At 37.6% G+C, this 23,093-nt stretch carries 19 protein-coding genes; 14 read left to right on the forward strand and 5 right to left on the reverse strand.

Annotated elements, in window-relative coordinates; all coding sequences use genetic code 11:
* Positions 1-50: 50 nt before the first annotated feature.
* The 3 genes from ACNSTQ_RS20100 (at position 51) to ACNSTQ_RS20110 (ending at position 2,282) form a co-directional block, all read left to right on the forward strand.
* Positions 51-779, forward strand: a complete 729-nt coding sequence (locus tag ACNSTQ_RS20100; RefSeq protein WP_418201542.1) for a gamma-glutamyl-gamma-aminobutyrate hydrolase family protein — start codon at positions 51-53, stop codon at positions 777-779.
* 60 nt (positions 780-839) lie between these two features.
* A complete protein-coding gene (locus ACNSTQ_RS20105) occupies positions 840-1,466 on the forward strand; it encodes a hypothetical protein (protein ID WP_418201543.1) in 627 nt (208 codons plus the stop codon).
* A gap of 153 nt (positions 1,467-1,619) precedes the next feature.
* Entirely contained in the window at positions 1,620-2,282 is a 663-nt protein-coding gene (locus tag ACNSTQ_RS20110) for an NUDIX hydrolase (protein ID WP_418201544.1), read from the forward strand.
* A 13-nt stretch (positions 2,283-2,295) separates the two neighbouring features.
* Here ACNSTQ_RS20110 and ACNSTQ_RS20115 read toward each other — a convergent pair whose 3' ends face one another.
* Positions 2,296-3,126 (reverse strand): MBL fold metallo-hydrolase, encoded by an 831-nt coding sequence (locus ACNSTQ_RS20115; RefSeq protein WP_418201545.1) that lies wholly within the window; start codon positions 3,124-3,126, stop codon positions 2,296-2,298.
* A gap of 144 nt (positions 3,127-3,270) precedes the next feature.
* Here ACNSTQ_RS20115 and ACNSTQ_RS20120 point away from each other — a divergent pair, with 144 nt between their 5' ends.
* Positions 3,271-3,705, forward strand: a complete 435-nt coding sequence (locus ACNSTQ_RS20120; RefSeq protein WP_418201546.1) for a hypothetical protein — start codon at positions 3,271-3,273, stop codon at positions 3,703-3,705.
* 108 nt (positions 3,706-3,813) lie between these two features.
* Here ACNSTQ_RS20120 and ACNSTQ_RS20125 read toward each other — a convergent pair whose 3' ends face one another.
* Entirely contained in the window at positions 3,814-3,963 is a 150-nt protein-coding gene (locus ACNSTQ_RS20125; protein WP_418201547.1) for a hypothetical protein, read from the reverse strand.
* A 178-nt stretch (positions 3,964-4,141) separates the two neighbouring features.
* Between ACNSTQ_RS20125 and ACNSTQ_RS20130 the strand changes: the two genes are divergently transcribed.
* Both ACNSTQ_RS20130 and ACNSTQ_RS20135 read left to right on the forward strand, forming a co-directional pair.
* Positions 4,142-5,689, forward strand: coding sequence for an NAD(P)H-hydrate dehydratase (locus ACNSTQ_RS20130; RefSeq protein WP_418201560.1), 1,548 nt, complete (start codon positions 4,142-4,144; stop codon positions 5,687-5,689).
* Positions 5,686-6,075 (forward strand): VOC family protein, encoded by a 390-nt coding sequence (locus tag ACNSTQ_RS20135; protein WP_418201548.1) that lies wholly within the window; start codon positions 5,686-5,688, stop codon positions 6,073-6,075. Before ACNSTQ_RS20130 ends, ACNSTQ_RS20135 begins: the two co-directional genes overlap by 4 nt.
* Before the next feature lie 365 nt (positions 6,076-6,440).
* Here the strand turns inward: ACNSTQ_RS20135 and ACNSTQ_RS20140 are convergent, their stop codons facing one another.
* Together ACNSTQ_RS20140 and ACNSTQ_RS20145 are read right to left on the reverse strand one after the other, a co-directional pair.
* Complete coding sequence (locus ACNSTQ_RS20140) at positions 6,441-7,514, reverse strand: serine hydrolase domain-containing protein (protein ID WP_418201549.1); 1,074 nt, start codon at positions 7,512-7,514, stop codon at positions 6,441-6,443.
* 136 nt (positions 7,515-7,650) lie between these two features.
* The gene (locus ACNSTQ_RS20145; RefSeq protein ID WP_418201550.1) at positions 7,651-8,772 is read right to left on the reverse strand and encodes an acyltransferase family protein; all 1,122 of its coding nucleotides are present in this window, start codon (positions 8,770-8,772) and stop codon (positions 7,651-7,653) included.
* Between the two features lie 361 nt (positions 8,773-9,133).
* Between ACNSTQ_RS20145 and ACNSTQ_RS20150 the strand changes: the two genes are divergently transcribed.
* The 6 genes from ACNSTQ_RS20150 (at position 9,134) to ACNSTQ_RS20175 (ending at position 18,669) form a co-directional block, all read left to right on the forward strand.
* A complete protein-coding gene (locus ACNSTQ_RS20150; RefSeq protein ID WP_418201551.1) occupies positions 9,134-10,555 on the forward strand; it encodes an efflux RND transporter periplasmic adaptor subunit in 1,422 nt (473 codons plus the stop codon).
* 19 nt (positions 10,556-10,574) lie between these two features.
* Positions 10,575-13,679, forward strand: a complete 3,105-nt coding sequence (locus ACNSTQ_RS20155; protein ID WP_418201552.1) for an efflux RND transporter permease subunit — start codon at positions 10,575-10,577, stop codon at positions 13,677-13,679.
* Between the two features lie 296 nt (positions 13,680-13,975).
* The gene (locus ACNSTQ_RS20160) at positions 13,976-14,644 is read left to right on the forward strand and encodes a response regulator transcription factor (protein WP_418201553.1); all 669 of its coding nucleotides are present in this window, start codon (positions 13,976-13,978) and stop codon (positions 14,642-14,644) included.
* 9 nt (positions 14,645-14,653) lie between these two features.
* Entirely contained in the window at positions 14,654-16,006 is a 1,353-nt protein-coding gene (locus ACNSTQ_RS20165) for a sensor histidine kinase (protein WP_418201561.1), read from the forward strand.
* 208 nt (positions 16,007-16,214) lie between these two features.
* Positions 16,215-17,699: a phospholipase D-like domain-containing protein gene (locus tag ACNSTQ_RS20170; protein WP_418201554.1), complete on the forward strand. Its 1,485-nt coding sequence runs from the start codon at positions 16,215-16,217 to the stop codon at positions 17,697-17,699.
* A 37-nt stretch (positions 17,700-17,736) separates the two neighbouring features.
* A complete protein-coding gene (locus ACNSTQ_RS20175; protein ID WP_418201555.1) occupies positions 17,737-18,669 on the forward strand; it encodes a D-2-hydroxyacid dehydrogenase in 933 nt (310 codons plus the stop codon).
* 181 nt (positions 18,670-18,850) lie between these two features.
* Here the strand turns inward: ACNSTQ_RS20175 and ltaE are convergent, their stop codons facing one another.
* Positions 18,851-19,879, reverse strand: coding sequence for a low-specificity L-threonine aldolase (gene ltaE / locus ACNSTQ_RS20180; RefSeq protein ID WP_418201556.1), 1,029 nt, complete (start codon positions 19,877-19,879; stop codon positions 18,851-18,853).
* A 148-nt stretch (positions 19,880-20,027) separates the two neighbouring features.
* On the opposite strand from ltaE, the gene ACNSTQ_RS20185 reads away from it, so the two are divergent.
* On the forward strand, positions 20,028-20,969 hold the full coding sequence (locus tag ACNSTQ_RS20185; RefSeq protein WP_418201557.1) for an ABC transporter ATP-binding protein: 942 nt from the start codon (positions 20,028-20,030) through the stop codon (positions 20,967-20,969).
* 15 nt (positions 20,970-20,984) lie between these two features.
* The gene (locus tag ACNSTQ_RS20190; RefSeq protein ID WP_418201558.1) at positions 20,985-22,430 is read left to right on the forward strand and encodes an ABC transporter permease; all 1,446 of its coding nucleotides are present in this window, start codon (positions 20,985-20,987) and stop codon (positions 22,428-22,430) included.
* The last annotated feature ends 663 nt before the right edge of the window (positions 22,431-23,093 follow it).

The raw sequence follows: 23,093 nt of genomic DNA on the forward strand, positions 1-23,093 counted from the left end.
TTTGGATCTCAACTTTTTTATTCACTCATTTTGTTTGAGGAGATGATATCGTGTTACGTCCCAACCGGCCGGTCATTGGAATTACGAGTACGATTGAAAAGCATAATAATATACCTTCTGTGCATGTTCATGAGAAATATGTTCAAGCAGTCTTGTTTGGAGGTGGAATACCTCTAGTGATCCCGATTGGACCAGAAGAAATGGTACAAGAATGGGTTTCGATTTGCGATGGATTTATTTTAAGCAGTGGTGAAGATGTTGATCCTTACTATTACGGGACAGATCCACATCCTAGGTTACAAACAACAAACAGTAAACGGGACAAGATGGAAATTGACCTTGTAAAAAAAGCACAAAGTGAACAAAAGCCAATCCTAGCAATTTGCAGAGGGATTTTTATTTTAAACGTAGCTTTTGATGGTACACTTTTACAAGACATCGAATCGACTAACCCAAAAGCCATTAAGCATTTTCAGCTTGCGGAAAGGCCGGAGCCAACTCATCAAATTAAGATCAATAAAGAAAGTTGGTTGTATGAGGTTCTAATGCGTACATCTACACGTGTCAATAGTATGCACCATCAAGCAATTGAAAAGCTCGCACCAAATTTCAAAATCGTTGCTAGTGCTCCTGATGGAGTGGTTGAAGCAATTGAGGGAGTTGGGGACTCATTCATGGTGGGTATTCAATGGCATCCGGAGGAAATGGTCAGTGAGGACGTAAGTATGGGTGAGTTATTTAGAAACTTTATTTCAAAATGTACGGAGTCGATGGGATGAGGAAGAAGTCATCCTAATTATAAAGTAATTATCTTATAAAAGATGCGAGGAGTGAATGGATTGACACGAGATAAAAGGTACGTATGGTATGCAAGTTATGGTTCAAACTTAAGCACTGATCGGTTTTTATGTTACATACGTGGTGGTAAACCTGAAGGATCAGATAAAGAGGAAGTAGGCTGTAGAGACCAATCACTGCCTCTAAAACAACGGTCCCATATTATGAAATATCCATTGTATTTTGCAAAAAATTCCATTCGCTGGCAAAAGCAAGGTGTCGCATTTATTGGCCTTACTAAAGATGAAAAACATAAGACCTATAGTCGTAAATATTTAATTACAGAAGAGCAGTTTTTTGATGTCGTTAAACAAGAGAATAATGGAATTGACTTACAGATTAACTTAACTGAAGTAAAGAAAAGCCAGTATAAAACATTACGTGACTCATGGTATGGAACAATTTTATTTTTAGGAGAAGAAGACGGATATCCCATTTTTACATTTACAGCTGATTGGGATTTAGATGTTCCTTTTAAAAAGCCTTCTGAACAATACTTAAGTATGATTATTGAAGGTCTCCAAAGGAATGTAAAGCTTAGTCCTTCAGAAATCGTCGATTATTTAATTTTAAAACCAGGTGTTAATGGAAATTATAGTAAGGGTGAGATCGAGAGGTTAATTAGGTAGAGAGTGAGACGCTCATTATAAAGGCGTCTTTTTCTTAGTTTGAATGATTTATAACAAGGAAGGGAAACAAGTCGAGAAAATTGAATAGATATATAGTAAGAGTGTATTCGTTTAAATGACAATATATTAGTTAATGAAAAAAAGGAGGTTATAATGGCTGTCATTCCTAAACCCGCATCAACTGTAGTTTTAATGGATCATTTATCTCGAGTATATTTAACGAAGCGTCCGAAAACGATGAAATTTTTAGGTGGTTTTTATGTTTTTCCAGGTGGTACTGTTGAAACAGAAGACTACATAGTAGGAAGCGACTATATTAAGAATCATGATTCTATTGAGTCATTTAGTGTAGCCCACTATGTAGCAGCTGCCAGAGAGCTATTTGAAGAGGTTGGTGTATTTCTTGGCACGCGAAAGGGCGGACAGCCTGGCTATTTTACAGAAGAACAAGAGATGGCCTACCGTCGACAACTATTAGAAGGTAAAATTTCATTTCAAAATCTACTAAGTCAAGAACAATGTTATCTCAACCTTGATCATTTGCAATACTTTGGCTACCGGTTAACACCGAAAGCCAGTCCGATACGGTTTGATACGCGATTTTTCCTTGCTAAACTTCCGAAAGGACAAACACCTAAGCCGGATTTGCATGAAGTTGATGAAGCTTTTTGGATCAGTCCAAAAGATGCTCTAGCTTTATATGGGAAGGGTGAATTGCCGATGGTTTCACCAACTATTGTTTCGCTTCGTACACTAGTAAATCATCAAAAAGGTGATCCATTGATGATGCCAGAAAGACAGAAAAATAATGGTTAACATCAGCCACTAATTACTTGATTGAATAATGAATACCTCTTTGTATGACAGCATCTTCTGTTAAGAGTTTGATTAGGTGTGCTTCTATTGTTTTCGTTGCAACAAAAAAAACACTAGGATGAATCGTATTTTCATAGATTTTTTCAGTTAATTGAGTTGCTGTTTGTTGATTGTATTTCTTCAATAGTGTTTTGATTTGGTTTTCTCGTTGCAGTCGACGAGTTAAAACGAATTCAATTTGCTCATAAGGGTTTAGTACCCATTGCCCGTGACCAGGTCCAATTTTAGCAAGTTTGAGCTGTTTTAACCGATTTAACGTTTGCATATAGTCGCTCATGTTGCCTTCTGGAGGACCAATCCATGTCGTCCCTTCAGCAATGATATTGTCACCAGCCAGCAAAACCTCTTCTGAAGGTATGAATACGTTTAAGTGCCCAGCTGTGTGACCAGGGCCGTGAATAATCGTTAAGTCAACATCAGCTATTTGTAGAGTGGCGCCATCTTGTAAACAAGAAATACTAGTTATTGGTGAGATTGCTTTTAAGATGTCTTGTTTCTCATCTTCATGACAGTATACAGTAGGTGCCCAGTCACAGAATTGACGTACACCTGGTGCATGGTCACGGTGGGAATGGGTGAGGACGACTGCTCTTGGTTGGGCTAGGTTGTTTTCATTAATCGCTTTTACAATTTTGTCTCTTGTCTCTTTTCTATCATAGCCTGCATCAACTAGTAAGCTCTCATTCTCGTTTCCAATTAAATAACAATTTGTAGTCGTGTGTGGGTATAGTGTTGGAGTGGGAACAGGGACCTGAACAATTTTAATTTTATGGCCTACTTGCATAAACACCTTCCTTTCTAGTTAATTATTTTATCCGATAACAACTGATTCTCCTTTTCTCATCATATTCCTTTCAAAAAATTACTTACCAGTTAGCTAACTTTTTTTCGTTGGGTCATGCCCACTTTTATATAAGGAGTTAGACAAATGAATTTACATGTGTTAACTATGGTGTTTCCTCTTTTGCTTTTGCTGTATCAAGTTATTATTAATTTTGTAGATCTTTTCCCATTTAATGACATCAAGGCAAAGGATAAGCGGTTAAGGAAACTTGAAGTATTGGGGAATTATCCGCCGCTCATTATCATCGCGCTTTGTTTTTACTTTAATACGTCTTGGAGTGTGTGGGTTGGTTTTGTATTAACTAGTATTATTTTGATGATGCATTTCTTTGCTTGGTGGATGCCTTATTTAACGGGATATCCAAATGGGGTACAAGGTGATTACGAAAAATATTTCTCGCGGACATATAAATTTTTACCGAAAATTAAAGATCACATTGTTCCAGATGCAGAACATATTGGAATCGGTGTGTTACTCGTTGCCATCTTTATAGTTCAAGCGTTGTATCTTTTTGGTTGATGATAACAGAAAATCCCCTCGGAAGATGCATTTTTACGAATCTAAGGTGATCTTTAGGAGGGGATGAAATCTCTTATTGAAAGATGTTGGGGTGCAACTTAATTCGGATTATTGCTCTGAATTTTGACGTCCTGTTGGAGAAATTGCTTTTTCTAGCTCTTCTTTTGATAACGTGTTATCTGATGTCATTCCATCGTTATATGGATTACCTTTTTGACTACCGTTTTTCTGATTAATTCTTTTTTTGTTATTAGTCAATGTATTCACTCCTAGTTATGTCTTCACTAAATATGATGGCAATTTTAAAAGGAATTATGCTTTGTTTCTTCATTTAAGTTAATTGTACCAAGCAAAATAAATCTAAGAACGGACTACCACCATAAGTGGTAAATATTTTATGATAGTAGGTGTAGGTAAGAAAAGAGAAGGTGATCGTATGAGAATAGTTACTGCAGCTGAAATGTATAAGATGGATACATACACAATTGAGAAGATTGGCATTCGTGAAGATACCTTAATGGAAAGTGCTGGACAAGCCGTTGCAAATCTAATGATGAAGAAGCTAACTCCTAGTCAAAACATCATGATTGTTGCGGGTGCTGGGAATAATGGTGGAGACGGATTTGTTATCGCAAGAATATTAAAAAGTTACGGTTATCGGGTTGATTTGTGGATCATTCCACCGCCTGAAAAAATAAAGGGGGCAGCTAAACACGCTTTAGATGTCTACTTTCGATCGGGCTATGATGTCGAGTATTTCACCAAAAATGAAGAAAAATTCTTTAAGGTGATGTCTACATACGAAGTAATTATTGATTGTCTGTTAGGAATTGGCGTAAAAGGTGATTTACGTCCCCCATACAATCTAATCGTTCAAGAAGTAAATGGCTTGAAATCTGTCCAAGTCATTTCTGTTGATGTTCCGAGTGGAGTTGCAACTGACGGTGGAGAAGTAATTGAAGCAATTAAGGCGGATGCAACGATTACAATTCAAAATCCAAAAGTGGGTGCATTTACTTATCCGGCGGCATACTATTATGGGGCAGTTAGTGTGGCTGATATCGGTATCCCGCCGCTTGTTGTCGATGAGTGTACAGAACGAAAAGAATTGTGGACGGAGCAACATGTGTTGAAGCACTTACCAACAAGACTGCCAAACGTGCATAAAGGTACGAATGGTAAGGGTTTATTGATCGGTGGGTCTCGGCAAATGACAGGTGCTGTTATGCTTTCTGCAAAGGCTGCGCTCCGAAGTGGTGCTGGTTTACTAACTGTCGCAGTTCCAGACGTCATTCATCCGATTGTTGCAACTCATTGTTTAGAGGCGATGTATTTGCCTTGTGCTACTGAGAAGGGTCATTTTCAAGGTGAATTAGCTGTTGATTTTGGTGCATTTGATGCAGTTGCCGTTGGTCCAGGTATGGGAAGAACAATAGGTGGACAAAAAGTAGTCGGAGAGGTTTTAAAGCATGAAGCACCTGTTGTTTTGGATGCGGATGCATTATTCCATGTAAAAGATTTGTTACCCCTTTTAAAAGAGCGTAAAGACCCAACTGTGTTAACGCCACACACAGGTGAGATGGCTCGTTTATGCGGAATGCCTATTCTTGAAGTCGAACAAAAACGGTTTGAGTTATCTAAACAGTTTGCAGAAGAACATGGCGTTTATTTAGTACTGAAAGGGCCTTTTACAATTGTAACGACACCTCGTGGTGAGCAGTTTGTCAATCCAACTGGAAATGCGGGGTTAGCTAAAGGAGGTTCAGGAGATGTTTTAACGGGAATGGTCCTCGCCTTTATCATGCAGAAAGCGTCTATTCAAGCAGCGATTAGTAATGCCGTATTCGTTCACGGGAAAGCGGCCGATTTGTTACTTGAAGGTCAGCACACACTTACGGATATAATGGCTACGGATGTTATTGAAAAAATACCAAATGCTTTAAAATTGTATCAACTAGAGTATGGAGAGAGGTGTTCGTTTTGATTACATACAAGGAACTTCATCATGTTAGTTTACCGGTAACTAATTTAGAGAAATCTAAAACGTTTTATAGAGAGATATTAGGGCTAATAGAACTGGAGCGACCAAATTTTGATTTTGCTGGGGCTTGGTTTCAAGTCGGTAAGCAACAAATTCATCTCATCGTGTTTCCAGAGTCAGAGATGATTAGACAGGAACGAGAAATTAGTACGCGTGACGCTCATTTTGCCTTGAGAGTTAACGATTATGACAAAGCATTAAAATGGCTGAAGAAACATAACATCTCTTTCAAAGAAAACCGTTATAGTAAAAGCGGGTTTGCGCAAATTTTTTGTAGTGATCCGGATGGCCATATTATTGAGTTAAATGTGGATCAAAAAGATCTATAAAGGCAGTGAACGGTGAATGGCAAATAGATATAAAAAGGGACGTCTTGTGAAAAGATGCACTTACACGACGAGGCTGGTTATTTTAACAAAGATGTAATGTCCTTCATAGAAGTGATGAAGGACAAAACAAGGAAAAACTGCAAGGGAAGTGTTCTTCATAGAAGTGATGAAGGACAAAACAAGGGAGAACAGCAAGGGAAGTGTCCTTCATAGAAGTGATGAAGGACAAAACAAGGGAGAACAGCAAGGGAAGTGTTCTTCATAGAAGTGATGAAGGACAAAACAAGGAAGAACTACAAGGGAAGTGTCCTTCATAAAGCCGATGAAGGAACTCTTAGACTTGTAAGGTGTCCCTTTTTCGCTTTTTATTCTGATCCTTGTGCATCGAGGATTTTTTTTAATAGAGTTAATCTTTTTTTATTACTAACTTGATGAATGGTGCGGTTCAAAACATTATCTGAATTAACGCGGTGAACAAAGACTAGATTTTTTTCTGGGATGATATCGATCGATTGTCCGTACCTTCCGATCGCAGAGTAGAGACCTAAATCACTGAACTCATCAGTGTCTGCTACCCACCACATATACCCGTATCCATATTCTTCGATACCTAGAACTGGCGTATGAACGGTTGTACTTTCTTTAATCCATTCTTTAGGTATAATTTGCTCACCATCCCATACCCCATTTTGAAGAAACAATTGACCGAACCTTGCCATATCTCTTGCCGACATGCGAAACAGGTAAGAAGGGTGAATGGATCGGTTAACTTCTAACTTGTAAGACGTATCGTCTGTTGTATAATCTTCCATACCAATTGGAATAGCGATTCGCTGTTGAAATTCCGTAAATAAATCAGTGTTTGTTTTTTCTTTGAAAATGGTTCCTAATACATTGAAATCCCAATTGTTGTAATAAAAATGCGTTCCCGGTAAATGTAAGCCGCGATCTGGACGAGTCCACCTCATCCATAATGATTCTTCACCAGCCGTTAGGAAAACACCTGAACGCGATGTAAGTAAGTCAACGATTTTTGCTGCTTGTTCTTGCTCGGTCAGTTGCACATTGTCGATAACATCTAATTCTTTTAAAGTCGATTGAATATCAATGTTCCCTTCTTGTACGTGAATGCCGTAAAGAGCACTTAAGAAACTTTTTCTGACAGAATGAATATTGCTTTTTCTCGTCGTATCTCCCCAAGACACAAGAACTTTTCCGTCGTAAATGACCATCGCAGCAGTTGAACCTAAAGAATCGTAATAACGTTTTGCCTCTTCTAATCGTTCTGATGACCAGCCAGCACGTTCTGGCGTTTCATAATGTTGCCATGTTGAATGTGTAATGGTAGGTGTTGAATTTTTTGAACTTGTTAAAGTGTAAATGAATGTAAAAAAGATCCCAGAAAGGATAATAATTGGCCATTTCTTTTTACCGAGCATGATTAATTCATCCTTAATTAATAGGTTTCGTTCATTTTCTATTACCTAATTATGTTTTATATTAGTTGTTTTGTTTATGCACTTCCAAAAAGCAACAGTGGATGTAAAAAGGCGTAACGACTTTTGCGTGCAGCATTTAATTTAAGAACTTAGAAATGGAACGCATGGTTAGCGTTGATCGAGAAGTGTTCATCGTCGTTTTTTTTATGTCGACATTTCCAACTATATATTTACCAAATGGAAATAGATTAAATAAATAGATCGTATAAATAGAGGCTAGAATGCTACCGAAAAACAAGATCAAAATTGTAAAGATACCTAGATTAATTGAGGTCAGACTAAAGACCAAAATAAGTGCTGCCATATAGAGCGTGTGGAGCAAATAGATACCATAAGAATAGTTGCTGATGAGCAAGAAGATACTTGGAATTCGTTGCATCTTCATGGCTATATAAAGGACCAGTGCTATTATACTGATCGTATGAAACAAAATATCAATTCGTTTTGAGCTGTGAATGGTAATAAATTCACTGTGGTACAAAAAAAGTAGTAGGAGGCTCGTTATAACTGGAGCGCTGAATACGAAATATTTGTACTGATTAATATAAGTAGTCACTATTTGATAATGTCTTCCAGTGTAGTACGCGAGTGAATAATAAAAAATCCAACCTGGGAAGGGGATCCAATAGTATCGCTCCCAAATATAATCGCTAAACCAAACGTTCATGGAGTTCGTAAAATTAAATACCGATAAATAGATAATATTGATGATTAATGAACTTGTTATGACGAGGATTGGTGAATGTTTGTCAAACCACTTCTTGAAAAAGACAAACATGAGATAGAATTGGAAAATAATGAGTACAAAATACGCATGGAAATCACCAATCAAAGCGTTTAAAAATACCTTTAGAGTAAATTGCTCGAATGAGATCAGTAAAAACGGCAAAGCGTATAGGACAGCCATACATATATAGGGCAATAAAATAAATTTAATTCTTTTTAGCAGAAATGGCTTATAGTCAATTATTCTCTCTTTGTAACTATAACCGAGAATAAAGGCTGTTATAAAAATGAACACAGGTGTTCCGTAATATAGGAAAACATTCAAAGAGTCTAGTATGATCAATAGGAAATCAGGCAGTTTTGATAAAACCCGTATATGCTCCGTACCCCATGCAATTGAATGCAGAAGTACGATCGTTAAACACGCAATACTTCTTAAAAAAAAGATTTCGTTTACATGGTTTTTTTTCATAATAATTCAACATCTTTCTCTAGTTTCAAAGTTATACAACCGAATTTAACATATTTTTTCCATTTTTTAAAGCGACAAGCCTTTTGATAAGCTCAAGCGCCTCTGGTTTATAACTAGTTACCCTCAATATTTAATCTATAAACATGGTAGCAGGTACCTTTACTCTTTTACTGTAGTAAAGGTACCTGCTACCGTGCTTTTTTCTTACTTTTTTTACTATTTATTTTAAAAATTAGTTATAATATCGTTATAAAAATATTGAACAAATCGTTTAGTTCATATTCAGTTCATTTAGAGATGTTAAAATGGCTAAAGTTAATAAAAGTTATTTATTTTGATTATATAGATGGAGGTCAAGAGGATGAGGTTTAGAAAGCGTATTAGAGTTGGACTTCTAGCAACGACAATGTTAGTTGGACTTGGACTAGCTGGATGTAACTCTGAGACAACTAGTTCAGTAGAGGAAGAAAATGAGGAAGTTTCTTTTCCAGTTGAAATTAATGAAATTGAAAAAGGGGAGTTAGTTAGTGAACTAAAGCTTAATGGAAATGTCATGGCTGGTAAGGTTGTACCTGTCCTTCCGATGTTAACCGGCGAAGTTAAAGCTGTTCATGTTAAAAATGGCGATACGGTTAAGCGAAATGATGTCATCATTGAGATAGATGCTACTGACGTGGATTTAAATATCTCGCAAGCTCGTGCTGGTCTAGAAGCTGCTGAAGCGAATTTAAAGAGTGCTAAGTCAATGAGAGAACAAAGCATCAAGCAAGCTGAGTTACAGGTTCAACAAGCAAAAGATGTTCTCCACATGATTAATACGGCCAGCAAACCTGATGTTCCGCTCGATGATGTGCCTGAAGAACTGCAAGGTGTTGTTGATAGTTTACTAGATAGTAACATGCCAACTGAAAACGATAAAAAACAGGCTGAAAATGCAGTAAAGCAAGCTGAGATGGCATTGCAACAAGCGAGAGGTACGGATCAAATTTCGGCAGCTGAAGCTTCAGTAAAGCAAGCTAAGGTCGGCGTTCAAATGGCTGAACAGCAAAAAACACATGCTGTCGTGCGAGCACCGATGGCGGGAGAAATCAGTAACTTTAATGTGACCGTAGGGGAAATGGTGTCACCCCAATCACCATTATTACAAATTGTACAGATGGACGAACCAATCGTTCAACTTAACGTAAATGAATCAGTTCTAGCCAATTTGCAAATTGGCGAATCCGTTGACATTCATATTCGTTCATTGAACCAAACGTATGAAGGTCAAATTAAACACATTAGTATTCTTCCAGTAGAGCAATCACGCGCGTATCCAGTAGAAATTGCATTGACAGAACCGGATGAAAACTTACGCATTGGAATGCTTGCTGAAGTACTCATTAAACCTTCGTTCGCAGTTGAAGAAATCTTAGTCCCTGCCAGCGCTGTAACTATTGAAAATGAGGAAAGAATTGTTTATGTGACTTCTGATGGAGAGCGAGTTGAAAGACGAGTTATTACGATCAAGAATGAAACGTCTGAGATGTATAGTGTTGAAAGCGGACTAGCAGAAGGAGAATACGTTGTTGTTAGAGGAACTCATCAACTATATGATGGAGCGCTAATTAACATCCGTAATGATATTGGTCAATTGTTTGGACCTCAATCAGAAGAAAGTATAAATGATGAAGAAGAACAATCTGAAGATGAAATAAAAGACGACGATATTGATGATGAAGAAGAAAATGATGAAGATACTGAAGATGCAGATAATGAAGAAACAGAACAAAATGACGCTTAATCACAAACGGGGGTTCTAAATGAAATTAATTAAAGAATCGGTGAAACGGCCAGTTGGTGTTATCATCGTCGCTCTCGTTATGATTATGCTTGGCGGGGTGTCGTTATCTGGCTTAAAAGTAGACTTAATGCCAGATTTAGATTTACCAATTGCTGCTGTTTCCACTTCATATAATGGTGCTGCACCACAAGAGGTTGAAAATTTAGTCACAAGGCCGCTCGAAGGAGCACTTAGTGCAACAGAAGGTCTATCGACAATGCAGTCGATTTCTACCCAAAATCAGTCATTAATCATTTTAATGTATGACTTTAACACAGATTTAGATGCCGTCATGTTAGACTTGCGGGATCGGATCGATATGGTTCGAACGACTTTACCTGATGGTGCTGGAACACCAAGTGCGATGCGATTTGATCCAAATCAATTTCCGATCATACAAATGGGTATTTCAGCAGACATGGATTTAACAAGACTTACTAACATTGCTGAAGATACTATTATTCCGCGTATGGAACGTATTATTGGTGTTGCTACTGTTAATTTAACAGGGGCGCAAGAACGTGAAATTATTGTTGAGCCGGACTTAACGCTCATGCAAAACTACGGTTTAACCATTTCACAATTATCACAAATCATCGGTGGAGAGAATATAAGTGCACCGGCAGGAGAAATTAAACGAGGCGGGCAAGAAATGCCGCTGCGAATGATTGGGGAGTTCCGTTCGATTTCAGAGATTGAAAATATTAATCTTCCACTCCGTACAGGTGAAACTATTAAGTTAAAAGATGTTGCAGAAGTAAAAGATACGTTTAAAGATATGTCTTCATTTGCTTATGTTAACGGTGAACCTACATTAAGTCTTGATATTTCAAAACAAGGAGATGCCAATACAGTAGATGTAGCAGATGCTGTAAATCGAGAGATGGAAAGACTCCAAAGAGAATTACCCCAAGGTGTTACACTAACAATGATTATGGACTCTTCCATTTTTATTAAAGACTCGATCAAAAGTGTAACAATGAATATGATACTTGGTGGCGCCATGGCGGTGCTTGTCTTATTGCTGTTTTTAAGGAGTTTTAGAAGTACGTTAATTATTGGATTGTCAATTCCAATCGCAGTTATTTCTGCATTTACGCTGCTATATTTTGCAGGGGAAACCGTAAATATTATTACACTCGGTGGTCTTGCACTAGGGATTGGTTTACTAGTAGATAGTTCGATCGTTATTTTAGAAAATATTTATAAGTACCGAGAGCGAGGTTATAGTCGGAAAGAAGCTGCGATAAAAGGGGCTTCTGAAGTTTCGTCTGCTGTAATTGCATCAACGATGACAAGTCTTGTCGTTTTTGTTCCGATTTTATTTACGCAGGGAATCGCGGCGGAACTGTTCTTACCATTAGCGCTTACTGTAGGGTTTACATTGATCGCCTCCTTAGCTGTAGCTTTAACGATCGTACCAATGTTATCTGGTCTTTTATTACCGGAAATGAAAGTAGAAGAAGATACGAGAGGTTTAGGGAAAGTAAGTGTTAAAATTGGTGAATTTTTAGAAGGAATTAATAATAAATATCGTCGTATTTTGAAATGGTCAATCAATCATCGGAAAACCATTACATTTGGAACGTTGTTTTTATTAGTAGCCAGTCTTGGAACGGTTAAGTTCGTTGGACTTGAGCTAATGCCAGCGTTTGATCAAGGGGAGATTTCAGCAAGTTTTGAAATGCCTTCTGGAACGTCACTTCAAGAAACACAGGGTGTTGTACGTGAATTAGAAGAGTTCTTATTAGACACCGGTGTCACTGAAGTCGTCTACACTTCAATAGGAGGCGGCGGAATGATGGGAGCTGGCGGTGGTTCCAATAGTGGAAATTTCTATATTCGCCTCGTGCCAGCAAGTGAGAGAAATGTTACTACAAACCAAGTTATTCAAGACTTTGCCGAGTTTTCCGAGACACTTCCTGATATCGAAGTAAATGTTTTCTCATTTGAAAGTGATGGAATGGGAGGCAACCCGATTGAAGTCGAAGTAAGAGGTGAAGACTTTGATACGCTTAAGGTGATTGCAGATGATATTAGTGAGTTAATTAACGAAATTCCCGGTACAGCTAATGTGACGCATTCAATGGGTGAAACAAGACCAGAGATGCAAATTCATGTTGACCGTGATGTCGCTATTCAATATGGATTTACGTATGCTGAAGTGATGGACACTGTAAGAAGTAGTGTGAGCGGACAAGTTGCGTCGCTTATGCGAACTGAAGGACAGGAAATAAACATTACGGTAATACTGCCTGAAGAATATCGAGAAAATTATACGCAGTTGCAAAACTTACCGCTAGTCACTCCAGCCGGAGATACGGTTCTGCTTTCTACAATTGCTGATTTTGTTCAAGCTGATGGACCGAATGTTATTAATCGACAAAATCAAACGCGTGGTGTCGCTGTAACAGGAGACATCATGGAACGTGACTTAGGTAGCGTTATAGCCGATGTTGAAGCTGAACTAAATCAGTACATCTTCCCTGAAGGGTACGATTATCAAATTGGTGGAGACTATGAAATGATGATGGAGGCGTTTTTTGATTTAGCGCTTGCCCTAACATTAGCCATATTCTTAGTTTATGCAGTTATGGCGTTCCAGTTTGAGAAAGTGTTGTATCCATTTATCGTCATGTTTAGCCTTCCAGCAACATTTATTGGTATCATGGCAGGATTTTTAATAACAGGACGTCCATTAAGCGCCCCTGCTTTTATCGGAGTCATTATGCTCGCAGGTATTGTTGTAAATAATGCGATTGTTTTAGTTGATTATATTAACAAATTGAGAGATCGCGGAATGACAAGAGATGAAGCGATTTTGGAAGCTGGACCAACTAGGTTACGTCCGATCTTAATGACAATGCTGACAACTGTATTAGCGATGGTACCATTAGCGATCGGAATTGGTGAAGGTGCTGAGTTACAAGCCCCAATGGCAACCGTAATTGTTTTTGGTTTAACATTCTCAACGGTTATTACGTTAGTCCTTGTTCCAGTTATCTACATCTATACAGATAACTTTACAAATTGGTGGAAAGGCATATTTACTCGCCGTAAAGAAAAAAATGAAATCGATGTGTAATAACTCGTAATTCTTAGCAATAAAAAAAGGATAGAGCAAACAAAGGGTGGATTCGTCCATCCTTTGTTTATATACAAAGGGTGAAGCCTGAAAGCAAAGGGGATCCGAAAAAACGGTAATCAAAAAGCTGGAAGAAGGCCAAAATCCAAGAGGGTTCGAAAAACACAGTAATCAAAGAGCAGGTTGAAGCCCGAAATTCAGGGAAAACTTAAAAAACAGTAGTCAAAAAGCTGACTGGATAAGATTACTGTCACGATATAAGTAAGTAAAGCATGAAAAGAAAGTTGGAATGTCCAATGAACACAATTCTAGTAGTTGACGATGATGCGCATATTCGTAAATTAATTAGATTATACCTTGAAAATAACAATTTTTCGGTTATTGAAGCCTCTGATGGACGAGAAGCGTTAGAAATTTTAGCTGAGCATCAAGTGGAGTTAGCGATTGTTGATGTGATGATGCCTCATGTGGATGGAATTGAATTAACAGAAGATATTCGTTCATTTTTAAATATACCGATTTTGATGGTAACCGCAAAAGGGGAATCACAAGATAAGGTCAGAGGATTTAAAGCAGGAACAGATGATTATTTGGTCAAGCCATTTGACCCAGTAGAACTTATACTAAGAGTCAATGCTCTCTTAAAACGTTACAATTCTAATTCAGAGAGAGTAATTAAGTTCGGATCTACATCAATTGATCTAGAGCGACTTATTGTACAAGCTTCAGATGAAACCGTCTATTTAAAAAGGAAAGAATGTGAGTTGCTGTTTGAATTGGCACGTTCGCCCGGTAAAATTTTTACTCGAACTCAGTTGATCGAGAAGATTTGGGGCTATGACTATGATGGTGATGAAAGAACAGTCGATGTCCATATAAAAAGGTTAAGAGAACAAATAGGCTCTTTTCCTGATTTAACGATAACTACAGTTAGAGGATTAGGTTATCGTCTGGAGGAGATTTAATTGTTAAAAATGAGTCTCTACTCACGAATTGTAATGACGTTTATTAGTGTTGTCATCATCAGTTTATTTATCTCTTATTTGATCAATTCACTTTTTTTTCACCGTGAACTGTTTATAGAAGAGGAAGTTACGAAACATACGACTGGTGTTGCAGAACTTGTTGAAATTACTCAAGTTGAAAAAATCCCTGATTTAATTGAGACGTTAAGCGAATTTAATTTTGAGCTTATGCTTATAAATGAAGAAGGAATTGTTCATTCATTTGCTGAACCTTCATTTACAATCCACCCAGAGACAATCGTAATGGTCTTACAGTCATTCGAAAAGGAACCTTACTTTCTTCCTCAAAATGAAGTGAATGCGACGACGAGGATTGTCGGTAAACCTGTCGAGGTTGCTAATGAAAGATATGCTCTGTTTGTTCGAATTAACTTTGAAGAAGAGTTGTTTGCGATTAAACGAGTGATCTTTTTTACACTGTTTCTCGTTCTTTTTATTGGAAGTGTATTAATATTGTTTGCTTCTAGATATTTCGTCAACCCTATAAAAAAGTTAACTGATGCAGCTAGAGAAATGGCGACAGGGAATTTTTCTGTTCGATTAAAGAGTAAAAATAAAGATGAAGTAGGGGAATTGATCACGAGTTTTAATTACATGGCTTCGGAGTTAGGGAAAATTGATAAAATGCGTGAAGACTTCGTCAGTAACGTCTCTCACGAAATTCAATCACCTCTTACTTCTATTCGAGGATTTACAAAAGCATTAAAGGACGACGTAATCCCTAAAGATCACCAAGAAGAATATTTAGATATTATTTACCAAGAAACAGAACGTCTATCAAGGTTGAGCGACAACTTATTACGACTTGCATCGTTAGAGTCAGAGCACCACCCCTATCATCCTGCAAAGTATAAGCTTGACGAACAAATTCGTAGAACCGTGCTTGCTACCGAACCGTTGTGGAAAAATAAAAATCTAGATATCCATTTAGAACTGGAATCGTATCAAATATTCGCGGATCAAGATTTATTTGAACAAGTTTGGTTAAATCTCATTACGAATGCAATCCGTTATACAGATGAAAACGGGATGATTGAGATTTCCTTGAAGGAACAAGCAAATGAACTGAATGTCAGCATTAAGGATACAGGGAAAGGCATTCCACAAGAGGCGCTTCCTCACTTGTTTGAACGTTTCTACAAAGTAGATAAAGCAAGAAGCAGTTCCGTAAAAGGAAATGGACTTGGATTATCGATTGTTAAAAAAATCTTAGCTCTACATGGTTGTTCCATTCGTGTGGAAAGTGAAGTAGGGATTGGGTCAACGTTTATTGTTCGTATACCACTATTGGAAAATGAGTAGACAATAAAGGTGTGAAATTTAATTTCACACCTTCGTTTGTTTATAGATGACTTAATAAAAGGCTCTCTTCTCAAAGGTTGTTGCTCCTTGCTTTTGGACCGTAGCCAAGGCGTATACTTGGCTCTTCACGATTAAAAGATAGGTTTCATACCAGGTACATGCATGAAGTGATTAGAAAATCGATATTATTTGGTAAATGTTGAATTAAATGAAAGGCAATGAAAAAGAGGTGATTGTTATAAAGAGGAGAGCGTTTAAAACGGGTATCATAGTAACGGTTATACTAGTTGTTATCTATGGTTTATATGCGTTTATTTCTGGGGTATTGGCTTTTAGGTTTCACCAACCACAGCAAAGCGATTATATTTATGAACTTAACGTTGATCGTTTCTATGGAAATGAGCATTCACAAGACAGGGTTGCGTTAGTGGAGGATCCTTTTGATGCTGGTCTTGCTCGTGTGAACCTTATCGAAAGTGCAAATCATTCCCTTGATATTTCTTATCATGTACTGCATGAAGGCAAAGCAAGTGATGTATTTTTTTCAAGTATTATTAGTACTGCAGACCGGGGAGTTCAAGTTCGTGTTTTACTAGATGGGATGTTTCATAATTTAAGAGGCTCGATGAAAGATATACTTTACGTATTTACGGACCATCCTAACATTCAGCTTAAATTTTATGAACCGATTGATCCCCTTCGACCTTGGACTTGGAATAATCGCCTTCATGATAAAATGATCATTATTGATAAAAAGTATGCGATGATTGGTGGGCGAAATATAGGTGATAAATACTTTGCACCAGAAGGTTATGAAGGAGCATCAAATGATCGCGATGTCGTAATCATTAACAAGAATCAAGACTTATTTAATGAAAGTGTTATTTCTCAAATGAAGGAATACTTTGATGATGTTTGGGATCATGAATTTTCTAAAGTTCCATTAAACAAATTATCAAAAAGACAAGAAGTGGCGGCTAAAGAAAAGTTAAATCTACTACGGCAGTTCCCTAAGACTTTTTATAGCACTTATCCAGAATTTATTCAAAAGGATATAAATTGGCTCGAACAATCCTTTCCTACCAATCAAATTACATTCATTCATAACCCGATTAGCCGGATGAATAAAGAACCATGGGTATGGTATGAGTTAACAAATTTAATGGAATATGCTGAAGAATCGATATTCATACAAAGTCCTTATATTATTCCTAACCATGAGATGATGAAACATTTAAATATAGATGATGTTACTGCCGATGAAATCCACATCTTAACGAATTCCTTAGCTGCGACTTCAAACATTTTTGCTTACTCAGGTTATATGAAATCAAGAGAAGGTATTGCGGCCACTTCGACTGTTGATTTATACGAATTTCAAAGCATTACCAGACAATTGCATATGAAGTCATTTTTATTTGACAGCCGGATCAGTGTTGTAGGTTCATTTAATTTCGATCCACGAAGTACATTCCTTAGCACGGAATCTATGGTTGTAATTGATAGTGTGGAGTTTGCTTCAGCGCTCCAGAACGAAGTTGAAACAGTCCTTACCGAGCAGAGTTTATTAGTAGATTCTAATGGTTCTTATGTTCAAAATTCACAGGTTGAAGTAGAGGATACTCCATTTTTAAAAACGGCAATTACTAAAATACTATCTATTCCTATGCGTTTTTTCCAATATATGTTGTAATAGTATAGGAGAAACTATTGTAGTTGAGGTGAAGCTAATGAACATCAATAATATTGTTGTTGTAAGTCCGATGCATAATGAGATTAAAACGCTTATAAATAATAGAAACTTAGCGTATCACTTTCGTTTCTTACCTGAAGAAAAAGTGACCACAGGTGATCTAGAGTGGGCCGATGCATTTGTCGCCTTTAATACAAAAAAGGATTATGACTATAGTCAAGTTCAGTGGGTTCATTCTCTAGGTGCAGGTGTCGATCGGTTTTTATTTAAGAAAAGCTGGCCTGAAGGCGTTCTGTTAACGCGGACGATTTGTTCGTTCGGTCAACGAATTGCTGAATATTGTTTAAGTTATATTTTAAAAGATGTACAGTTCCACGATTCGTTTCAACAGCTGCAAACCAACAAAACGTGGGAACCGATTACGCCTCGGTTACTTAGTGAACAAAAAGTGATGATATTTGGAACAGGAGAAATTGGCCAAAAAACAGCTGAAGTCCTATCAACATTTGGGATAGAGGTTTATGGTGTGTCACTAAGCGGAAAAAATAAAGCGTATTTTAAAGAGGTTCTGCCTGTTGGTTCTCTTGAAAAGCGGTTAGGTGAAGTTAACTATGTTATTAATACATTACCGTTAACTGAGAAAACAGAGAAGCTGTTTGATCGTCAAATTTTTAATTCCTTATCTAACGCAGGGTTTATTAATGTTGGCAGGGGCGCATCAGTTGATGAAGAAGCATTGCTTGAAGCGCTTGACCGAAAGCACGTGAGATTTGCGGTACTTGATGTTTTTGCTGTAGAACCACTCCCGCGAGAACATCCATTATGGAACCATCCAAGTGTAACGATCACACCACATATTTCAGCAGTGACAACACCTAATGAAGGTGTCGATTGCTTCGTTGATACGTTACGGAACATTGAAGCAGGCAATTCTCTTCGTAATCAAGTTGATATTGGCAAGGGATTTTAATAATAGCTTGCGAAGATTAACTTTAACAATAGTGTACAATGGAAGCTAATCATAGCAAAAACACAGCCCTCATGCCGACTTTATTCGTATGAGGGTTGTTTTTCGTAGATTTTAAAATGTGGTTAGGTGAGTTTGTCAATGTTATTGTCACTAGAAGCTTTGTCTTACAGTACATAAAGGATTATAAGATCTCACTAATCGTCTCTACTGCACGTTGAACCATGTCACTTGATACTTCACGATGAGTGACAAAACGGATAATTCCGTCATCGAAAGGAACAGCTAGAATGCCTGCATCTTTTAGTTTACTTAGAAATTGGTCGTTGGAAAGGCTTGTTTCTTTAATATTACAAAGAATGATGTTCGTTTCTACTTCTTCTATACTTACTTGAAGTTGAGGAATGGTAGATAACCCTTCCGCTAACAGTCGAGCATTTGCATGGTCTTCTGCTAGACGATCAATCATTCTTTCTAATGCAATAATGCCTGGAGCCGCAATTACACCAGCTTGCCGTAAACCACCTCCGAGACGTTTTCTCCACTTTCTTGCTTCTTTTATAAACGATTGACTACCTGCTAAGATGGAACCAACCGGTGCTGATAACCCTTTCGATAAACATACTTGAACGGTATCGACATACTGTGTTAACTCCGAAGCGGGTACACCTAATGCTACTGCGGCATTAAACAGTCTAGCACCATCAAGATGGACTGGTACGTCTTTTTCTCTAGCAATCTCATAAATCTCTTTCATCGTTTGAAGCGGTACGACTTTTCCTCCTGCTTTGTTATGTGTATTTTCCAAACAAATTAAACCTGAGTAAGGATAATGAATATCGTCTCCTCTAATCGCTTTTTTTACTTCTAGCGGGTCCAGCGCACCCCGCACACCTCGAATTGGTCTTGTTTGAACACCAGCAAGTGCGGAAGAAGCACCACCTTCATATAAGAAGATGTGAGATTCGGCTTCTAAAATTACTTCATCTCCTGGACGACAATGCGTTAAAACGGCAACTTGATTTCCTTGTGTACCGCTAGTAACAAATAATGCAGCTTCTTTTCCTAGTATATTAGCAGCCAATGCTTCTAGACGATTAATGGTAGGGTCTTCACCATAGACGTCATCACCAACTTCTGCTGTTAACATCGCTTGTCGCATCTCTTCTGTTGGTTTGGTCACTGTATCACTTCGAAAATCAATAAAAGTCATTTTTTCTCGCTCCCATGATGTTGTTTTACGTACATTATACAGGAGAAAGGTGTTGCCGTTAATTATTTTGCTGTTTACCAATCATGTCTGTATGACTGTATTTAAATATGGAAAAAATATCTAAAAAATATAAAAAGGAGCACCACCTATGAACATCATTGAATTAGAAAATGTTGAAAAGGAGTATGCCCAGAGAAAGGCAGTAAACGGGATTAGTTTAAGTATAAGAGCAGGAGAAGTATTTGGGATCCTTGGACCGAATGGGGCGGGGAAGACGACGACTCTTCTAATGCTTAGTGCACAACTCCGACCGTCGAGCGGGGTTGTCTGGTTTAACCAGATGGACTTAATGGAAAATATGAAAAAGGTGAAGTCATTTGTAGGTGTGGTACCGCAAGATATTGCTTTGTATAGTGAACTCAGTGGTTTTGATAACTTATTCTTTTTTGGATCCTTATATGGAATAAAACGTAAAGAATTAAAAAAACGAGTCCTTTCGCTTTTAGATTTAACAGGGCTTAGTGACCGTGCAAGAGAACCTATTTCCCAGTATTCAGGTGGAATGAAACGAAGAATAAATATCGCTGCAGCTCTCTTGCATGACCCTAAAGTCGTTTTAATGGACGAACCAACGGTAGGCATAGACCCGCAATCTCGAATTAAGATTTATGATCTTATTGAAATACTAAAAAGAGAAGGAAAAACGATCATATATACAACGCATTATATGGACGAAGCGACATCCCTTTGTGATAGAGTAGCGATTATCGATCATGGAAAATTGTTAATGCTAGATAAAGTAGCCAATTTGATCAATACTGTTTCTGCCGGTATTGTTGAATTTCAATTGCGTTCTCGAGACCAATTAGAGCTAGCACTCCTTTGCATAAGCAAACTGTCATTTGTAAAAGAGGTTGAATCAAGTGAATTAAAAATAATGGTTGTTGTAACGACAAATATCCAAGAAGCAATCGGAACGTTAATGAATGTACTCCAAGCTAAGAAGATCGTTATTGATGATTTGGTTATTATGCCACCTAATTTGGAAACCGTATTTTTACGATTAACTGGAAAAGCACTAAGAGAATAATTGGAGGAGCAGGCCATGTCGTTTTTAGCTATTACTAGAAAAGATTTAAAAATTCTATTACAAGATCGTGGGGCTGTCGTTGTTTTGTTTTTACTGCCAATTATGTTTATTAGTATTATGAGCTTTGCATTAATGCCAATGTATAATCTAGCTGGAAAAGATGTTGAAGTTCTTGTGGTGAGCGATGATTCGAGTGAAGCCTCTACTCGTTTTGTTGAAACATTAAATGAAGTAGACGGACTCAGGGTAGTTACTACGTTCGAGGGACAGAAGTTATCAGAAGAACTGGCACAGTCTCTCGTTTTAGATGGAAAATATCCACTTTCAATAATTATCCCTAGTCAATTTAGTCAAGCATTGAGCCAGCAGGAAGCTATTGAAATTACGACGTATCAGGATGCAGCACAACGAAGTTCAACTTCTGTACTAGAAAAAGCGATTGAAGGTGTTACTCAGTCCTTTTCGATGCAATACACAATTAATCGTATGGTCGACAATCAAGTGGAAGTGATTAGCGAAAAACTGAATAGTGAGTTAGCAAAAATGGAGGCGAAATACGAACAAGAGTATGAGCACCTGTTACAAAGTTTGAATGCGAGTATATTTTCTCTTGACCCGATTGAAAGCCAACTATTCGCAAATGATATTGAAAGAAATTCGCTATCACTAGATGAGATGAAGAACGAATTAAAGATAGAAGCACAAGAGGCATTCGATCATCCAAATATAAGTGTTCATTCTTTGACAGGAGCCCACCGACGGTCAACCCAACCAGACCCATTTCAACAAAACGTCCCCGGTTATACGGTCATGTTTGCATTTTTTATAGTAACTTTTGCCGGAAGGTCTTTCTTAAATGAGAAAAGGTCAGGAACGTTGCAAAGAATCTTATCAGCTCCTGTTTCTGGTTGGAATTTACTGATAGGTAAATGGGTTCCGTTTTACTTGATCGGCCTTACTCAAGTCGCGATCCTTTTCGGTTTCGGTCATTTCGTTTTTGGGATGTCGCTAGGAAGTTCGATATTCGCCTTACTTCTTATTAGTTTAGCATTAGTGTGGGTTAGTTCTTCTTTAGGGATGTTAATTGCCTCTATCGTTCAAACGGAATCGCAAATTACAGGGTGGTCTGTGATGGTTATTTTAACAATGGCAGCGCTTGGCGGAACGATGGTCCCTCTATTCGTCATGCCGGACTTGATGCAACAAATTGCTTTTATTACACCTCACGCATGGGCGTTGACTGCCTATCAAGATATTTTAGTCCGAGAGCTCGGGTGGACAGATATATTAAAAAAATTATTCGTACTTGTAGGGTTCGGTGCAGTATTTATGCTGATTTCAATCTGGAGGATGAGAACCTATATTTCAGGGGGGCAACAGTCTAGGAAGCAAAAGGTTATTTCTAGAAATGTATTTGTTGAAAAGGCAACTGATAATAGAGAAGGTAGTGGGCCATTCTGAAATTTAGATTATAGAGACAAAAATGGTTGCACATAAACAGCATACCTTATCGGACAATGAAGGTTAATTGAAAAACTAACAGGAATGGGTGGCGTTAATCTTGTACTTAGCGTTTTATCAATGAGGGCGGGAAGCGACGGTATTAAGAAATTACTTATAGAATAGAAAGAAAGCTAGCAAAACAAATTACCAATCATTTCATAATAATAAATGGTTGTAATGCAATATTTTATTTGGTATATTATTAATTGTCGTTTTTTGCGAGTGTCGTACAAGTAAAAAACAACAAGTTTAAATGACTTAAAAATTAACTGTTGTGTTAACTAAGTTATTTTGATATAGTTTATCTTATCGCTTTTGAAAGACCTTTTTACCAATAATTGTACATTGATGAAAAGGAATTAGCGTGATAAGATTAATATCCAGTCGTTAACACGACGAAAAAAGTTCTTTGAAAACTGAACAAAAAGCCAAGCGAAATAAATGAGATACATGATATCTCGTCAATGTTTTAAAACGTCACAGTGATGAATGAACTTCGATTAAGAACGCAACGTCCTGTTGCAACATCGAAGCCACCACATCCTGTGGAAGTGAGCTATATCAAACACTTTTATGGAGAGTTTGATCCTGGCTCAGGACGAACGCTGGCGGCGTGCCTAA

This window comes from Alkalihalobacterium sp. APHAB7 (assembly GCF_048323755.1).
In the GTDB taxonomy this organism is placed as follows: domain Bacteria; phylum Bacillota; class Bacilli; order Bacillales; family Bacillaceae_F; genus Alkalihalobacterium.

What these genes read in the sequence shown, in the direction of transcription:
- ACNSTQ_RS20130 (WP_418201560.1), top strand. Translation starts at nt 4,142, where the DNA reads ATGAGAATAGTTACTGCAGCTGAAATGTATAAGATGGATACATACACA.
- ACNSTQ_RS20145 (WP_418201550.1), bottom strand. Translation starts at nt 8,772, where the DNA reads ATGAAAAAAAACCATGTAAACGAAATCTTTTTTTTAAGAAGTATTGCG.
- ACNSTQ_RS20110 (WP_418201544.1), top strand. Translation starts at nt 1,620, where the DNA reads ATGGCTGTCATTCCTAAACCCGCATCAACTGTAGTTTTAATGGATCAT.
- ACNSTQ_RS20160 (WP_418201553.1), top strand. Translation starts at nt 13,976, where the DNA reads ATGAACACAATTCTAGTAGTTGACGATGATGCGCATATTCGTAAATTA.
- ACNSTQ_RS20185 (WP_418201557.1), top strand. Translation starts at nt 20,028, where the DNA reads ATGAACATCATTGAATTAGAAAATGTTGAAAAGGAGTATGCCCAGAGA.
- ACNSTQ_RS20170 (WP_418201554.1), top strand. Translation starts at nt 16,215, where the DNA reads ATGAAAGGCAATGAAAAAGAGGTGATTGTTATAAAGAGGAGAGCGTTT.
- ACNSTQ_RS20175 (WP_418201555.1), top strand. Translation starts at nt 17,737, where the DNA reads ATGAACATCAATAATATTGTTGTTGTAAGTCCGATGCATAATGAGATT.
- ACNSTQ_RS20140 (WP_418201549.1), bottom strand. Translation starts at nt 7,514, where the DNA reads ATGCTCGGTAAAAAGAAATGGCCAATTATTATCCTTTCTGGGATCTTT.
- ACNSTQ_RS20190 (WP_418201558.1), top strand. Translation starts at nt 20,985, where the DNA reads ATGTCGTTTTTAGCTATTACTAGAAAAGATTTAAAAATTCTATTACAA.
- ACNSTQ_RS20115 (WP_418201545.1), bottom strand. Translation starts at nt 3,126, where the DNA reads ATGCAAGTAGGCCATAAAATTAAAATTGTTCAGGTCCCTGTTCCCACT.
- ACNSTQ_RS20165 (WP_418201561.1), top strand. Translation starts at nt 14,654, where the DNA reads ATGAGTCTCTACTCACGAATTGTAATGACGTTTATTAGTGTTGTCATC.
- ACNSTQ_RS20155 (WP_418201552.1), top strand. Translation starts at nt 10,575, where the DNA reads ATGAAATTAATTAAAGAATCGGTGAAACGGCCAGTTGGTGTTATCATC.
- ACNSTQ_RS20120 (WP_418201546.1), top strand. Translation starts at nt 3,271, where the DNA reads ATGAATTTACATGTGTTAACTATGGTGTTTCCTCTTTTGCTTTTGCTG.
- ltaE (WP_418201556.1), bottom strand. Translation starts at nt 19,879, where the DNA reads ATGACTTTTATTGATTTTCGAAGTGATACAGTGACCAAACCAACAGAA.
- ACNSTQ_RS20150 (WP_418201551.1), top strand. Translation starts at nt 9,134, where the DNA reads ATGAGGTTTAGAAAGCGTATTAGAGTTGGACTTCTAGCAACGACAATG.